This is a genomic window from Streptomyces sp. NPDC048664, assembly GCF_040650555.1.
Taxonomy (GTDB): Bacteria; Actinomycetota; Actinomycetes; order Streptomycetales; family Streptomycetaceae; genus Streptomyces.
This window is the reverse complement of sequence record NZ_JBEZHK010000006.1, coordinates 121,751-137,724: the sequence shown is the minus strand read 5'-3', so window position 1 is coordinate 137,724 and position 15,974 is coordinate 121,751. Positions and strand designations below refer to the sequence as shown.

The 15,974-nt window shown below is 69.1% G+C and carries 14 protein-coding genes; 13 read left to right on the top strand and 1 reads right to left on the bottom strand.

All coding sequences use genetic code 11. The annotated features are described in order from the left end of the window. The first annotated feature begins 48 nt into the window (after positions 1-48). The 9 genes from AB0C59_RS08990 to AB0C59_RS08950 are packed head-to-tail and all read left to right on the top strand — an operon-like array spanning position 49 to position 9,298. Complete coding sequence (locus AB0C59_RS08990; protein ID WP_363002140.1) at positions 49-573, top strand: ATP-binding protein; 525 nt, start codon at positions 49-51, stop codon at positions 571-573. 44 nt (positions 574-617) lie between these two features. Then, positions 618-1,928, top strand: coding sequence for a glycosyltransferase family 4 protein (locus AB0C59_RS08985; RefSeq protein WP_363002138.1), 1,311 nt, complete (start codon positions 618-620; stop codon positions 1,926-1,928). Beyond that, positions 1,925-2,923: a D-2-hydroxyacid dehydrogenase gene (locus tag AB0C59_RS08980; RefSeq protein WP_363002136.1), complete on the top strand. Its 999-nt coding sequence runs from the start codon at positions 1,925-1,927 to the stop codon at positions 2,921-2,923. The genes AB0C59_RS08985 and AB0C59_RS08980 overlap by 4 nt, the downstream gene beginning before the upstream one ends. Before the next feature lie 3 nt (positions 2,924-2,926). Next, entirely contained in the window at positions 2,927-4,036 is a 1,110-nt protein-coding gene (locus AB0C59_RS08975; RefSeq protein WP_363002134.1) for a GTP 3',8-cyclase MoaA, read from the top strand. After that, positions 4,036-5,154 carry a hypothetical protein gene (locus AB0C59_RS08970; protein WP_363002132.1) on the top strand — a complete coding sequence of 373 codons (1,119 nt, stop codon included), beginning with the start codon at positions 4,036-4,038 and terminating at the stop codon, positions 5,152-5,154. The genes AB0C59_RS08975 and AB0C59_RS08970 overlap by 1 nt, the downstream gene beginning before the upstream one ends. Positions 5,155-5,170: 16 nt before the next feature. Further along, positions 5,171-5,962: a radical SAM protein gene (locus AB0C59_RS08965; protein WP_363002130.1), complete on the top strand. Its 792-nt coding sequence runs from the start codon at positions 5,171-5,173 to the stop codon at positions 5,960-5,962. Between the two features lie 17 nt (positions 5,963-5,979). Then, positions 5,980-7,695, top strand: a complete 1,716-nt coding sequence (locus tag AB0C59_RS08960) for a carbamoyltransferase C-terminal domain-containing protein (protein ID WP_363002128.1) — start codon at positions 5,980-5,982, stop codon at positions 7,693-7,695. Between the two features lie 5 nt (positions 7,696-7,700). Then, positions 7,701-8,315, top strand: coding sequence for an HD domain-containing protein (locus AB0C59_RS08955; RefSeq protein ID WP_363002126.1), 615 nt, complete (start codon positions 7,701-7,703; stop codon positions 8,313-8,315). Beyond that, entirely contained in the window at positions 8,312-9,298 is a 987-nt protein-coding gene (locus tag AB0C59_RS08950; RefSeq protein WP_363002124.1) for a glycosyltransferase, read from the top strand. Before AB0C59_RS08955 ends, AB0C59_RS08950 begins: the two co-directional genes overlap by 4 nt. 7 nt (positions 9,299-9,305) lie before the next feature. Here the strand turns inward: AB0C59_RS08950 and gltX are convergent, their stop codons facing one another. Beyond that, positions 9,306-10,679, bottom strand: a complete 1,374-nt coding sequence (gene gltX / locus AB0C59_RS08945) for a glutamate--tRNA ligase (RefSeq protein WP_363002402.1) — start codon at positions 10,677-10,679, stop codon at positions 9,306-9,308. Positions 10,680-11,284: 605 nt separating this feature from the next. Here gltX and aspS point away from each other — a divergent pair. The 4 genes from aspS to AB0C59_RS08925 all read left to right on the top strand — a co-directional run bounded on the left by aspS (position 11,285) and on the right by AB0C59_RS08925 (position 15,724). Further along, complete coding sequence (aspS, locus tag AB0C59_RS08940) at positions 11,285-12,595, top strand: aspartate--tRNA(Asn) ligase (RefSeq protein WP_363002122.1); 1,311 nt, start codon at positions 11,285-11,287, stop codon at positions 12,593-12,595. Positions 12,596-12,719: 124 nt separating this feature from the next. Next, entirely contained in the window at positions 12,720-13,286 is a 567-nt protein-coding gene (locus tag AB0C59_RS08935) for an amino acid transporter (RefSeq protein WP_351890812.1), read from the top strand. A gap of 201 nt (positions 13,287-13,487) precedes the next feature. Continuing rightward, a complete protein-coding gene (locus tag AB0C59_RS08930; protein WP_363002120.1) occupies positions 13,488-14,795 on the top strand; it encodes a DNA cytosine methyltransferase in 1,308 nt (435 codons plus the stop codon). A gap of 143 nt (positions 14,796-14,938) precedes the next feature. After that, positions 14,939-15,724: a very short patch repair endonuclease gene (locus AB0C59_RS08925; protein ID WP_363002118.1), complete on the top strand. Its 786-nt coding sequence runs from the start codon at positions 14,939-14,941 to the stop codon at positions 15,722-15,724. Positions 15,725-15,974: the final 250 nt, after the last annotated feature.

Sequence of the window (15,974 nt, the reverse complement as noted above, 5' to 3'; positions counted from 1 at the left end):
CCCGGCGGAGGCGCCCGTCTTCCGAGCCGACGGAGAAAGAGGTGGGCCTTGATACAGCACACGAGCACCTCCCCAGGCCGACCGGGCGATGTGCTGGACCGTGACGCCGGACGACCAACCTCCGCCCCCGGACGCGGGCTCGTCGCTGGCGACGGCACGACCACCCTGATCACGGATCTGCCGTACGGACCGGAAGCGGCCGAGGTCGCCCGGGGCGCCGTGACGCTGGCGCTGCGTGGCACTGAGACGGACGTACTTGCTGACGCCCGCCTGATCGGGTCGGAGCTCGCGACGAACGCCTTCGTCTCGGGCAGTCCTCCGTTGGTTCTGTGCGTCGACCGCAGGAGTCTGGTCAGCGGCGGCCTGGAGATCGAGATCACCGTCACCGACGGCGGCTGTTCCCGCCCGGCACCCGCTTCTCCTACCGCTCCCGACGAGCAGGCCGAATCAGGACGGGGACTGGTCATCGTCGATGCCTTGGCCGATGCCTGGTCGCTGACGACTGGCACCAGCGGCTCCCGTGCCTGGTGCCGACTCACCCACAGGCCGTGCTCCTCGTCCGCCGGCGCCTGATGTCCACGCCTGCAGAAACCCGTCCTCCAAGGAGGCACCGCACAGTGCGCATCGACCACGCGACTTCCCCACCCTCACGCACGGCTGTGCCGGAGGCCGCTCGTCAGCCCAGGGTCGTCGTCGCTCTCCACGAGGGCTTCTACGGCGCGGAGTCTGGCACCGGCTTCAGCAACCGCGCCTTCCTCACGGCACTGGCCCGGCTCCTGCCGACAGGCCGCCTCTCGGTGATCACCCCGCACGTGCCCGAGAGCGCGGGAGCGCATGATCAGCGGTGGGCCGGCGAGGTGCGGCAGATGCTGCGGCAGGCCGCGGCCGAGGTCATCACGATCCCGAAGGTCAACGCGCCGCCGGACTCGGTCCGCGGCTCGGTTCAGCTGTGCGACCTGGCGGGCGAGGCGGCCATACGCATCGCCGCGCGGGCGGGCCGGTGCCTCCTCGTCGGCCTCGACATCCCGTTCCTCGGGCTCGCGCCCTACACGTCGCCGACCACGGACCTGCTGCTCGTGCCCCGCTCCACGACCGCGCTGACGCGGCCCAAGGACGTCTCCCGCGTCCGCTGGGAGCGGGACGCCCTGCGGGCGGCGACACTCCGAGGTGCGCGCGTCGGGGCTATCTCCTCCCACATGCGAGGCCACCTCGTCGTCAACTACGCCGTCCCTCGGTCGAGCATCGTGAGCATCCCGAACGGACTGATCCGTGAGGAGATGGTCAGGCCGACCACGGCTCTGCCGCTGCCTTTCAAGGCCCGCGCCGGATTCCTTCTCGCCATGGGCCGCGCAGTCCCGACGAAAGGCTTCGAAGATCTCCTGGAGGCGTTGCGCCTGCTGAAGGAACGCGGTGTCCCCGTTCCTCACCTGCTGCTGGCTGCCGTGACCTCGGAGGAACACAAGCACCCCTCCTCGTACCAGCAGGACCTGGCGGCACACATCCGCGCGCACGATCTGGACGCGACTCTGATCACTCGCTTCACCCCCGCGATCCGTGCCTGGTTGCACAGCCCGGCCCTGCGCGCGGTCATCGTTCCCTCTCGAGAGGAGCCCTTCGGCCGGATACCCCTGGAGGCGTTCGCAGCCGGTGCGGGCCCGGTGGTCGCGACCACGGCCGGCGGCCTGGCTCAGACCGTCATCGACGGCGAGACCGGCTTCACGGCCGCACCGCACGACCCCAGATCCCTGGCATCCGCCCTGCACCGGGCCCTGACCGTCCTGCCCCGAGAACGCGATCGACTCCGGAGCGCCGGGGCGACCCTGGTGCGCTCCCGCCACGACTACGAGGCCAGCGTCGGTTCCGTCATGGACCGCATCGCCCCTTGGGCGCTGGCGCGGTCAGCCACCGTGGAGGGCCGCGCGCGATGAACCAGCCGGTGGTGCTGATCAGCCTGGAGTCCCCGCACTCCTTCTGGCGGCTGTCCTCCGAGCACGAGCGTGCGCTGTCCGCCGCCTTCCCCGGCGTCGAGTTCCGCAGGGCGACCGAGGAGGCCGTGCCGCACCAGCTGGCCGACGCACACGTCTACTTCGGGTGGCGATTCGCGCCCTCGTGGCTGTTCGCCGCGCCACATCTGAAGTGGATCGCTTCCCCGGCCGCCGGCACCGACCATCTGCCCGTCGCCGAGGCGCACTCCGTCGGGGTGGCCCTGACCCGCTCGTACGGCTTCCACGGCAGGCCCATGGCCGAGCACGCCATGGGCCTGGTCCTGGGCTTCTCCCGCGGGCTGTTCACCAGCCAGCGCGTCCAGCGGAACCGTGCCTGGTGGAAGGACGACCTGGCCGAGGAGTTCTTCGACCTGGCGGGGGCGACGATGACCATCGTCGGCTGCGGCAGCGTCGGACGCCACCTCGCCCAGGCCGCTCGGACCTTCGGCATGAACGTCATCGGAGTGCGCCGGACACCACCTGCGGCTCCCAAGGGCGGGATCACGTGGGTGCACACGACGGCGGTGGACCAGGCGGTGTCCGTCGCCGACGTAGTGGTCAATCTGCTGCCCGCGACCCCGGCGACGGACCGCTACTTCGACCACAACCTCTTCTTGGCGTGCAAGCCCCGCTCTCTCTTCCTCAACCTCGGCCGCGCGGCAACCGTCGACCAGTCGGCCCTCCTGGCCTCCCTCGACACCGGTCACCTGCGCGGCGCGGCCCTGGACGTGTTCGATCCGAAACCGCTGCCCGCCCGCCATCCGCTACGGCTCCACCCCCGGGTCGTACTCACCCCGAAAAGCTCGGTGTTCTGCCGCGCGTACATGGACGAGGCGGTGGCGTTCTTCGCCGACAACCTCCACCGCTATCTCTCGGGCCAGCCCCTCAACGGCCTGGCCGAGGCGCCCGCCATCCGCTCTCCGCTCGTAGGAGGCTGACCAATGCCCACCGCAGACCACGACGACCTGGCTGCCACCTTCGCCGCCGCAGGCCGCAACCACCCCTACCTGGCCTTCACCCTGAACTCGCTCTGCAACCTGGACTGCGTGTTCTGCAAGCCCCGGTGCATGCCGGACTACGGGCACAAGGACCGGCCCCTGACCGCCTCCGACTACGCGGCCATCGCCACCGAGGCCAGGGCCTGGAAGATCAGGAAGGCGCACTGCTCCGGCGGTGAGCCGACCCTCCGAGCCGACATCCTCGACGTCATCGCGGGCCTCGCCGACGGCCTCGGGCCCGACGCCGCGATCGGCATGACCAGCCACGGCAACCTGCGCCGGGGGCTGAGCGTCGAACAGCTCCACGACGCCGGCCTGACCTACCTCAATCTCAGCCTCCACAGCCTCGACCCGGCGCGGTCCGCCGCGATCATGGGCGGTGGCGACCCGCGCACCACCCGGAGCACCCTCGACGCCGCCCTCTCCCTCGGCCTGCGAGTGAAGATCAACTGCGTTCTTCAGCGCACCTACCTGGACGACGCCTTCGCCGTGGCCGAACTCGCCCGTGACCTGCCCGTCGCCGTCCGCCTGATCGAACTCCAGAACATCGGCCCCGCCCAGGCGCTCTTCGACACCGAGTTCGTCACCGAGGCAGAGGTCCGCGACCGTCTCCACGAGTGGTTCGCGAATGCCGGCGAAGTCCCCCGAGACCAGCTGGGCGTCCGCAGCCCCGGTCAGTACCTCCGTCCCGACGGGTGGGCAGGATCGATCGGCTTCATCTCCAACTCCAGCTGCGCCACCTGCTCCGACGCCAACCGGATCAAAATCACGCCCACCGGAGTGGCGCGGCCCTGCATCCTGCACAACCGCGACATCCCCCTGAAGCCCCACCTCGCCGGTGGCACCCTCGGCGACGCCTTCGCCCACCTCTTCCAGGCCATGCTCGACCGCAACACCAACGACGCCTGGCAGGGCTTCCACTACGTCGACTACGACCTACGCTGGGACCGGATGGAGCGCCCCGAAGGCACCCCGGTCCTGCCCCTGCTCCCCGTCCTCCCCACGGAAGCGGCCGGCCCCTCCTGCGCCCGCGCCTCCACCGGGGAGCGGTGATGGTTGTGGTCGACGCGCCGCCTCTCTACCAGGAGCTCGGCGCTCTGTACGAACGCGAGCTGGACGCTCACGGCGTCGGGGCCGTGATGCTCACCCACAAGTGGCAGCCGGCCGACCTGCTGGCTCCGCACTCCGACATCGACGTACGCGTCCTCCTTCCCCAGGCCCCCGCCGACTGGGAAGAGTGGAACCATCGCCTGGCCGCTGCACACGCCGCCGCAGTCGACCGGGAGGTCTCCCATCGACGTCTCCTGGAGCACCCACCCGGCTTCGCGTTCACCGCGACCGAGACGGACGGGCGACTCGTCTCTGCGCCCGAACTCGCGACCTGGTCACTGATCAGCGGCAGCGCGCGGGACTTCCAGCGCTGGAAGTCCCGGGCCCAGATGGCGCCCTGGTGCGAGGTCGATGAGCGGTTCTACCGGGGAATCCTCCAGGCCCGGATGGGCGGCCGATACCAGCTGGCCGCGGACAGCACGGACAACGTGGTCGAGGACATCGGCGCGTACCGGCGCCACTGCGTGGCGTGGCACTACCTCGCCCCGTGCTGGTTCGCTGCCGCCGCACTCGCGACCCGTACCCGCTGCCCCGGAAAGACGGCGGCCCTCACCCAGTGGCGGCCTGAGGGACTGGACGGATACGCCGAGCTATTCCTCCGGCACTCAGAGAACCGCTCCGATGCCCGCCCACGGGGTCCGCGCCACCTGCTCCGCGCGGCCCATGTAGCTCTGGAGGCGGCCATGCGCCGCGTTCCTGACGGGGACCGCCCAGACGGCCAGGGGCATGAGCACGCTCGTACTGACTGGGTGATGACGGTCGGCATGCTCCGTGTACGCGTCGCCCGCTGGCTGTACTACCTCGATCCGCCGCCCGGTGTGGCGACCGAGTACTTGATCCGGCGGGAGGCGAAGGAACTCCGCTCCGCCACGCAAACGCTGACCGTGCTCGCGGCAAACGAGGCGACTGCCGCCCAGCGGCTGGCCGCCCGAATGGCGGCGCTGATCCCCACCGGACCCACCACCGCCGACACCCTGCGCGCAGCCCTCACGCGCTGGCACCAGCAGAAGACCACCGTCCAGGACTTCCTCAGCTTCACCCCCGACGACGTCCACCTCTGACCCAAGGAGTCTCGCAATGACCCCGCGTGCGCCGGTACCCCGCACCCTGAAAACGGCGAAGGTCAAGATCACCACGAAGTGCAACCGGCACTGCGACTTCTGCATTTTCGCCGACGGCGCCCAGGGCGAGAACATGCCCCTGGAACTGTTCTCCACCATCCTGACCCGGCTGGAGACCATCCCCTTCCAGCAGCTGCACATCAACGGCGGCGAACCCACCGTGCACCGGGACTTCCCGGCGCTCAGCGACGCCGCCCGCACGCGGCTGCCGGACAAGGTCATGGTCCTGGGCACGAACGCCATCACCCTGGCCCGCAACCAGCCGATCATGGACGCGACCCTCCGCTCCTACGACCAGATACTCATCGGCTGCGACGACGAACACGGGAACTACGACGAGGTGCACGCCGTCGTGCCCCGCCTCCGCGAAGCCGGCAAGACCGTGGTCGTCAACAGCGTCCTGGAGGGCATCAGTTCCACCCGGCTCACGCAGCTCGGGACGCTGTGCGAGAAGTACGGCGCCATCCACGTCACCAACCACGTGCACCACGTCGATGTCGGCCAGCCCGCGAACGCGCTGCGCGGCCTCTGCGACCGCTACCTCGACCAGCACCTGATGATCGAGATGGACGGGTCCTGCTACCGCTGCTTCAACGCCATGGCGAAGGACGACAGCGAGTTCAGCATCTGGGACGAGGACTTCGCGGCCAAGGTGTTCGCGCCCCGGAAGCACCACTTCCGGTTCTGCCTGCGCTGCCACGAGTACACCGACTCCGGCGCCGCACTCGTCCCCGCCCTCACCGTCTGATCGGGAGGTACACCACCATGCCCGCAGTCCTCGGACTGAACTTCCACCACGACACGGCCGCCGCGTTAGTCGTCGACGGCCGCCTCTACGCGGCCGAAGAGGAGCGCTGGAGCGGCGTCAAGCACAACCACCCCACCCGCAAGGGCACGCTCACCGTCCCGACCCGCGCGCTCCAGTGGTGCCTGGAGGCCGCCGGCATCGAACCGGAGGACGTGGACGCCGTCTGGGCCGCCTCCATGCGCCCCAACCCCGCGGCCGGCTGGTGGCTGGCTGAGGAACGGGAGGAACTCGCCGCCCTCCTGCCCGCCCCGCTCGGCGAACACCTCCGTCTCCTGTCCCACCACACGGCCCACGTGCTCTCCGGCTACCTGCTCTCCGGGCACGAGCACGCCGCGGGCCTCGTCATCGACGCCGGCGGTTCCTCCCTGGGCGCCGACTTCGGCCCGGGCCGGGAGCGCATCACGGGGTACGGCCTGTGGCCCGATCGAATCGACCGCCTTTACCAGGGCATGCCGGCCGTCGTGCCGGGCGCGGTCGGGCCCCGGCGTGTCCACTCCTCCCTCGGGCACTTCTACCGGAACCTCGCCCGGCGAGTGATCCCGCCCGGCGACGAACCCGAGGGCAGCATGATGGCGCTCGCCGCCTTCGGCGATCCGCAGCGCTACGGAGCGCACATCCGCGAACTGGTCCGGCTCGGCGACGAGGGCGAGATCCGCATCGATCACCCGTGGGGTTCGGCGGACAGCAGCACACCGCTGCTGCTCGATGGCCGGGCCTGGACCGCCGACAATGTCGCGGAACAACCGGAACACAAGCGTGCCGACCTGGCCGCCGCCGTCCAGGAGGTCTTCGCCGAATCGGTCGTCCATATCGCCCGTCACCTGCAACGAGTCACCAGGTCCTCAGCGCTGGTGTTCTCAGGCGGATGCGCCCTGAACTCCCACCTCAACGGCCGACTGGCTGCTGAGAGCGGCTTTGACACCCTCTTCGTCGCACCGGCCCCGCACGACGCCGGCACAGCCGTGGGTGCCGCGCTCTACGGCTGGCACTACCAGCTCGGGCAGGAGCGCCTGCCGGTGCCGACCGACGCGGCCTGGGGCCCCGATCCGGGCGCGCTGCCGACGGCAACGGTGCCGTCCGGCTACCACGCCTTGTCCCACCTCGGGCTTGGTCTAGCACCCACAGTGGCGGCGCTGCTCGCCGAGCACCGCATCGTCGGCTGGGTGCGGGGACAGCTCGAATTCGGGCCGCGTGCCCTCGGTCATCGCTCGATCCTCGCCCACCCCGGTCACGCCGCAACGAGGAACCGACTCAACGCGATCAAGAAGCGAGCCGCGTACCGCCCGTTCGCGCCGGCCGTCCTCGCCGAGCACGCCACGGAATGGTTCATGTCGGCGGGCGACCCCTTCATGAACCGTGTCGCCACCGTCCGACGGTGCCGAGCCGCCCGCATCGCCGCCGTCACCCACCACGACGGCACCGCCCGCGTCCAGTCCGTCGCCGCCAACCACCAGGGCCTGCGCGACCTCCTTGAGCAGTTCCGCGACCTCACCAGACTGCCGCTGCTGCTGAACACATCCTTCAACCGCAAAGGCACCCCGATCCTGCGGACCGCTGAGCAAGCCGTGGCGGCGACGGTGGAGCTGCGCCTTGACGCCCTCGCCGTCGGGGACACCCTGCTGCTCGCCGACCACGTCCCCGATCCCCGTGCCGCGTCCCTTCGTACGAGGTGAGGCGGATGGACCCCATCGATCTCGACCACGTCCTGACCGTGCTCGGTACCGCGACGTGGAGCCTGAACGAGCAGTCCCGCGCCCGCGTGGCCGCCGGCCTCGCTCTCACGGTCTACGACGGCCACACCCGCGACCAGGGCACGCCTTACCTGGAGCACCCGCTGGCCGTCGTCAGGCTTCTGCGAACGGAGATCGGCGTCCGGCGCCCCGAGACCCTCCTCCTCGCTCTCCTCCATGACGCCTTGGAGGTGTCCCCTGAGTCGGAGGCACTGCTCGTCCATCACCTCGGCGGCCCGTTCACCGCTCGCCTGCGTGCCATGACGGCCGACCACCGCCTCGAACAGCGCACGAAGTCCGTCGGCGACGAGACCCGCTGGCGCGCGAAGCAGGCCGCGCTCCCGCCCGAGGAGCTCCTCGTCCGGCTCGCCGACCGCCTGCACAACCTCCGAGACCTCGCCGCGTCCCCGAACCTCGACCGGCGCCGACGGTTCCTCCAGACCCTGGGCGATTTCCACCTCCCCCTCGCCGACGCCGCCCGCGGCCTCGGCCCCCATCTGGAGACCATGCACGCGCGACTGCACGCCGAGTACGTCCACCACATACAGGAGGTACGTCCGTGAAACGGGTCGTCTACTCGATGGAGCCGGTCGGCCGGACCGGCGGCCGGGTCTACCTACGGATGCTCCACGAGGTGACGGCCGGCGACGTGGAATGGCGCACCGTCCCGGACCACAAGCGCACCTACCGGGTCCGCCGCTGGCGCAAGCTCCGCCACCTCGCCCGCCTGGCCCCTTCCATACGGGCGCTGCACGGCACCACCGGCACCTTCGTGTGGGACGACCTGAGCCTGCTGCTGTTCACACCCGAGATGCGCGCCCGCACGGTGTTCCTCCTGCACCACTACGAACCGCTCCAACACGACTCCGCCCCCATCGAGGCCATGCTCTGGGAGAGGCTGTTCCGCGTTCTGCCGCAGTGCGCCGCCGTGGTGTGCGTCGCCCCGTACTGGGCCGACCAGCTCCGCGCCCGCGGCGTCCGCAACGTACGGGTGATCTACAACGCCTTCGACATGGCCGAAGTAGAGCAGGCACGCGGTTACGACCGGGCCGAGTGCCGCGCCGAGTTCGGCCTGCCACCCGACGTGATCGGCGTCTACGCGGGCAAGGCCGTGCACTGGAAGGGGACCGAGGAGGTCTCGGCGGCCCTGGCTGGCGTTCCCGGACTGCGGGTGATCACCAGCGGCAGCAACACCATCGGCCTCGACAGCGCGCACTACGACGTCGAGCGCGAGCGATACCTGCGTCTGCTGCGCGCCTGTGACGTCGGTGTCTTCCTCCCCCAGATGCGGGAGGGTTGGAGCCGCTGCGCCGCCGAGGCTTTACTCCTCGGCCTGCCCTGCCTCATCCGCCCGGTGGCCGGCCTGGGCGACCTCGCCGCGCTGGCTGGCCAGCCGGCCCCGGACCTCCGCCGCCTCCCGGCACAGGTCCGGCAGCGCGCGGCGACACGCCACACCGAGGCCAAGGCCGCGTACGAGGCCCTGGCCCGGTTCGACCTGAACTACTTCGGCGACGCCTGGGGCAACCTCCTGACGCAGGTCGCCTGACCAGCGGCTAAGCCTGCGCGACCAGCTTCTTGCTGGCAGCTTCCAGACGGGCCAGCACGCGGTCCCGGCCGAGCAGCTCCATGGACTCGAACAGCGGGAGTCCGATCGTCCGGCCGGTGACCGCGACCCGGATGGGCGCCTGGGCCTTGCCCAGCTTCAGCCCGTGCTTCTCCCCGACGGCGAGCAGGACGGCCTTCAGGTCGTCCGCCTTCCAGTCCGCGACGTCGGCCAGCTCGGCGCGGGCGTCCGACAGGATGTCGCTGGCGCCTGCCTTCATCGCCTTGTTCCACGACGCCTCGTCCTCGACCGGCTCGTCGAGGAACAGGAAGTCCACATAGCTGGTGATCTCGGAAAGCAGCGCCAGCCGGGTCTGGGCCAGGGAAGCCGCCGCCTCGAAGACGTCCTTGTCGAACGCCTCCGGCCGCCACGGCGCGTACGGGGCGACGAGCCACGGCGCGCAGGCGGCGGCGAACTGCTCCGGTGACAGGGCGCGGATGTACTCGCCGTTGAACGCCGTCAGCTTCTTCACGTCGAAGTAGGCCGGCGCGGTGTTGACGTCCTCAATCCGGAAGAGCTGCTCCAGCTCCTCGTACGGCCTGATCTCCCGGTCGTCACCCGGGCCCCAGCCGAGAAGCATGAGGTAGTTCACCATCGCCTCGGGCAGGAAGCCCTCGGCGAGGTAGTCCTCCAGCGCCACCTTGTCCCGGCGCTTGGACAGCTTCTGCCGCTTCTCGTTCACGATCACCGGCAGATGCGCCCACACAGGCGGCTTGGCACCGAGCGCCTCCCACAGCAGCTGCTGCTTCGGCGTGTTCGACAGGTGCTCCTCGCCTCGGATGACCTGCGTGATTCCCTCGTCCAGGTCGTCCACGACGTTAGCGATGAGAAAAACCGGGGACCCGTCACCACGGGCGATCACGAAGTCCTCGATCGCGCTGTTCGGGAACGCCGGCTCCCCGCGGACCAGGTCGACCACGACGGTCTCCCCCTCGTCCGGCGTCCGGAACCGCAGCGCCCGCCCCTCCTCGAAGGCCAGCCCCCGGTCCCGGCAGAACCCGTCGTACCCGAGGTGCTCCGACCCCGTGCGCTCCTTCAGCTGCTCCCGGGTGCAGTCGCAGTAGTACGCCCGGCCGGCTGCGAAGAGCTGCTGAGCCGCTTCCCGGTGCCGGTCGGCGTTGTGTGACTGGAAGTACGGCCCCTCGAAAGCCGCATCCTCGCCATGGATACCGATCGCCGCGAGCGCGCTGATGATGCCCTCGGTCCACTCCGGCTTGTTCCGGGCCGCGTCGGTGTCCTCGATCCGCAGGACGAACCTGCCGCCGGACTGTCGCGCCACCGCCCAGTTGTAGAGAGCGGACCGTGCACCACCGACATGGAACATGCCGGTCGGGGACGGGGCGAAACGAACGCGAACCGGGGCAGTAGACATGCGCTCCAGGGTACCGACGCCGGACCTACGCCCCGGACCACTCGCCCTACCTCCGCACCGACGTTTTTCGGCCGACCCCGTACTTCCCTCGCCCGTCCCCTTCCCCCGCAGGTGCGTACCCCTACGTCGGCTGACCGCTCGCCACGGCTCCAGCCGACCTCGACCGCAGCCACTCCACGCTCCACGCTCGCATAGATGTGCGACGTCGCACCGGATACAAAGCCCCGCGACGCTGCCCTCGCATTCTCGATTGCGGACGCGATCGTGGTGTTCGTATTCTTCCGGGCAACGCGTTGACGGAGACGAGTAGCCAGGGACCACGCGAGCAGAGAGAGCCGCCGGCAGCTGGGAAGGCGGTCTCGCGCCCCGAGGCGAAGACCCTCCCGAGCGCGGGGAGGAACGGCCCCTCTTATGGCCCAATGCCCCGCCGGCCGGCCCCCGTCACCGGGCCAGAACGAGGCCGCCACTTGGTGGCGGTGAAAGTGCGGTGGTACCGCGAGTTGCCCTTCTCGCCCGCACTCCCAAGGGATCATGACGATGTCCTTCGGAGGACCGCAATGATCCAAAGCCGCGTACACGTCTCCGACCTGCGAGAACACGTCGGCCGTACCGTCACCGTCTTCGGCTGGGTGAACACCCTGCGCCTGCAGAGCAAGATGCAATTCGTCGTCGTACGCGACGGAACCGGCATGGTGCAGGTGACCCACAAGCGTGACGACGGGCCGCTGGAGGCCCGGCTCCAAGCCCTCACTCCCGAATCCGCCGTCAAGATCACCGGACGGGTCGCGGACGCCGCCCAGGTCAAGCTAGGCGGCCTGGAGATCGTTCCGGAGGCCGTCGAGGTCCTGAACCCGGCCGCCACCCCGCTGCCGATCGACGAGCAGACGGGCGTCGAGCACCGGCTGGACTGGCGCTTCCTGGACGTGCGCCGCCGTCCCGCCGCCCAGCTGATGTTCGCCGTGCAGACCACCCTGGAACAGGGGCTGCGCGAGTACGCCTACGCGCAGGGCGCCACGGAGATGCACACCCCCAAGCTCATGGGCACCGCCTCGGAGTCCGGAGCGGAGGTCTTCGAGCTCGGCTACTTCGGCCGCAGCGCCTACCTGGCCCAGTCGCCCCAGTTCTACAAGCAGATGGCGATCTCGGCCGGCATCGAGAAGGTCTTTGAGATCGGGCCCGTCTTCCGTGCCGAGCCGTCGTTCACCTCCCGGCACGCCACCGAGTTCACCGGCGTCGACGTCGAGCTCGCCTGGATCGACGGCGTCGAGGACGTCATGGCGTTCGAGGAGCAGATGCTCACCCACGCCATCGCCAAAGTCGCCGACGCCCACGGCGAGGCCGTCCGCGAGCGGTTCGGTGTGGAGATCACGGTCCCCACGACGCCCTTCCCCCGCATCACCATGGCCGAGGCGCACGAGATCCTGCGCAAGGGCGGCTGGGACCCGGAAGGGATCAAGGAGGACCTGGACCCGGAGGGCGAGCGGAGTATCAGCGCCCACATCCGGCAGGTCACCGGGCACGAGTTCGTGTTCGTCACGCACTACCCGGTGGGCATCCGGCCCTTCTACCACATGCGGCCGGCCGACGACCCGAGCGTGACCCTGAGCTTCGACCTGCTCTGGAAGGGGCTGGAGATCACCACCGGCGCGCAGCGTGAGCACCGCTACGACGTGTTGCTGAAGCAGGCAGCCGAGAAGGGCATGAGCCGGGAGCCGATGCAGGACTACCTGAACGCGTTCCGGTACGGGTGCCCGCCGCATGGCGGGCTGGGCATGGGCCTCGGACGCGTACTGATGGTCATGCTCGGCCTGGAGTCGATCCGCGAGGCCACCTTCCTCTTCCGCGGGCCGAACCGGCTCACCCCGTAGCCAACCGCCGCATTCTGCCGACCTGCGATGTTCCGCCCAGCGCCTCGTTCGCTGAAAGCATGGACGGGTGAGTGTTCATGAACTGGGGCGCTGGGTGCCGGCTCGTCCGGAGGACCTGGCCGTGATGTTCGCCGAAGCCGACTTCCCGTGGTGGATCGCCGGCGGGTACGCGATCGAGCTCGCCGTAGGTCGCGAGCTACGCCCGCACGGTGACCTCGACGTCCTTGTCCTTCGTCGCGATCAAGCGCTCGTGCGAGACGTGCTGAGCAACTGGGACATGTACGTTGCGGACCCGCCTGGCGCGGGGCACCTACGTCCCTGGCGTCTAGGAGAGACGCTTGAACATCCCCTCCACGACATCTGGTGTAGACGTACACGTAACGCACCCTGGTCGGTGCAACTCATGCTGGACGAGGCCGAGGGCGCCCATTGGGTCTCGCGGCGCAACCCAGGGGTCCGACTTCCGCTCGGCCGAGTGGGGCGGAGGAGCCCGACCGGAATCCCGTACCTTGCGCCCGAGGTCCAGCTCTTTTACAAGGCCAAGGCCACGCGGGCCAAGGACGAGACTGACTTCGAAGCGGTATTGCCACTACTGGACGAGTCGCAACGCGTCTGGCTGGCGGATTCGATCGCGATGACCGTCCCAGCCCATCCCTGGAGGAAGCGCCTCTTGTCCGCAGACCGAACGTGAAAGGCCAGCCGTCCTGCGCCAATGCCCTAACTGCCTGAGCCAGGCTCGCTCCGACGCACCGTCCAGGTTGCCTCGTACACGTCCATGCGCTCTTGACTCGCATGGTGAATCAGTGCACTTGGCTTCCCAGAGGGACCTACTCCGCGGTATGGTTTTACAATGTCTGAGCAGCAAGAAGAACGATCTCCTGACCGTACGGCGGTGGAGCTGTTCGCCGGCGGTGGCGGCCTGGCCATGGCCGTCGGGCGAGCGGGGTTTAGGCCGCTCCTCTACAGCGAGGTCGCCACACGCGCCTGCGAGACGCTTGAGGCCAACGGCGCCAAGGAGCGGGGAGATGAGGAGTGGATCCCCGATCCAGGTGGGCCCGTGCCCCTCGTCAAGGGCGACGTCCGCACGCTCGACATGAACTACCTGTGCGGCAAGGTGGATGTCTTGGCCGGCGGGCCGCCATGTCAGCCGTTCAGCTTGGGGGGCATCGCCAAGGGGGACGAGGACAAGCGAAACATGTTCCCGGAGATGTTCCGGGCCGTCCGCGAGATTCAGCCGAAGGCCGTCATCTGCGAGAACGTCGTCGGGCTTCGACGTAAGTCCTTCGAGCCCTACTTCCAGTACATCCTGCGGGAGTTGTCTTACCCCTACCTGAAGCGCGACCCGGACAGCACGTGGCAGGAGCACGACGCTCTCCTGCGCTCCTACGACGCTGGTTTGAGAGACGGCCGCTCCTCCGATCCGTCCGGGGGCCACGAGCTCTACGACGTGGTGGCCACGACCGTCAACGCGGCCGACTATGGCGTACCGCAGATCAGGAACCGGGTGATCATCGTCGCGTTTCGTCGAGATCTCGGCGTGGACGTCGAGGAGTTCAAACGGAGCGTGAGGCCCACGCACTCCTACGCGGCTCTGGTCCACTCCATGCGGAAGGGCGATTACTGGGAGCGGCACCGTGAGATTCGCGGCCACGCGGTTCCCGACCACGTGCGTGAGCGCGTCATGGCCGGTCTCCCCAAGCAGGTCGCGTTCGACACGGAGGAGGCTTCCCGCCTCCCGTGGCGGACTTTCCGTGACGCCCTCGCCGGACTGGAGGGCGAGCCGCCGCTCCCTCAGGACCTTTGGAGCTACCTGGACCGCAAGGAGCACCGCCTGGGCGGCGTGACGAACCACATCGGTTGGCCTGGGGCGCGTATCTACAAGGGGCACACTCCGAACGAGCTGGACCGCCCGGCGAAGACGGTGAAGGCGGGTGTCCACGGAGTACCGGGCGGGGAATCGGTGATGCTGACCGATGATCGCGTTCGCGACGCTTCCGTTCCGGGTGGATGGAGGTACAAGCATCGGTACATGACCGTACGAGAGACGGCTCGCGTGATGACCTTCCCTGACAGTTGGGTACTGGAGGGCCCGCGGGGAGAGCAGATGCGGCAGCTCGGGAACGCCGTTCCCGTCCTGTTGGGCGAGTTCTTCGCGAAGGCGGTGGCCAACGCCCTGGACAACGCGCGGAGCACGAGGTGACCTCCGTGAAGGCACCCCCCCACCAGGGTCGTTGGAAAGACAAGCAACCACCCGCGAGGGCATGGAAAGGGCGACCCGGCAGGACAAGGGCCCAAGCCACGGCGGAGCAGGACAAAGCCGCTGGCGGACCTGACCGACGCTGGGTGGACCTGGGTGACGGGCGCCGGGCGCGCGCCTCCGTCGAGCTGAAAGTGTTGACCAAGACCCGACGCATCCGCGCCTATTTGCGCTGGTCCGACAAGGGGTCTACCCGCAAGCCGATCTACCTCGGGGAGGTCGAGAACGAGACCCGTCGCGAGAACCTCGCCGAGGCTTGGCGCAGGGCCATCGAGCGCGGTCACGTACTGCCCCAGGAAGAAACGCCGGCGTCCTCCTGGGCGGCGAGCCGCTCGGTTCGCGCCTCCATGCGGGGTAATCGCTCGCGTGACACGACTCCGGAGAAGCTCCTACGCAAACACCTGCACGAGCGGGGAGTGCGATACCGCGTGTCGCATCGCCCTATGCCTAGCGTGCGGCGAACCGCTGACGTCGCCTTCCCCGGCGTGAGGGTGGCCGTGTTTGTGGATGGATGCTTTTGGCACGGATGCCCGGATCATTGCCGGTGGCCAGGCACGAACGAGGAGTTCTGGCGAGAGAAGATCGAGGGGAACCGCGCGAGGGATTCCGAGACCAACCGTCTGTTGGAGCAGTCGGGGTGGCTGCCTGTGCGAGTCTGGGAACACGAGGATCCGTCGGAGGCGGCCGACAAGATCATCGCTCTTGTGAGAGCCCGGCGACGCGTCAGGGCTCCCAAGACGCGCGCCTCACAGGTCTCCCTCTCCCAGGAGGTCGGCGATGGCGTCCTCAGCGCGACGCAGCATGATGCGGCCGTCGCCCGCGCTATAGGCGAGCAGACGGCTGCCGCAACCAAGGCCGGCCTCAGCCAGTAGCCCCATGGGCAGCTCGACCCGACCGTTCTCATCGATGACTACCTCGGCGGGCTCTCGGATCATGAGAACCAGTCTGGCATGCGTCAGGAAGGATCGTCGGCGATGCATCGCCGCTGGTGTGAGGGCCGATCCTGCGGATCCCGAACTGATTGTCAGTGGGCGTCAGTAGAGTAAACGCATGCTGACGCGAGGTATCTCGGGGGGCGAGTCGCGGGCAACGCGAACCTCAAACCCCGCCGGTCAAACGCAC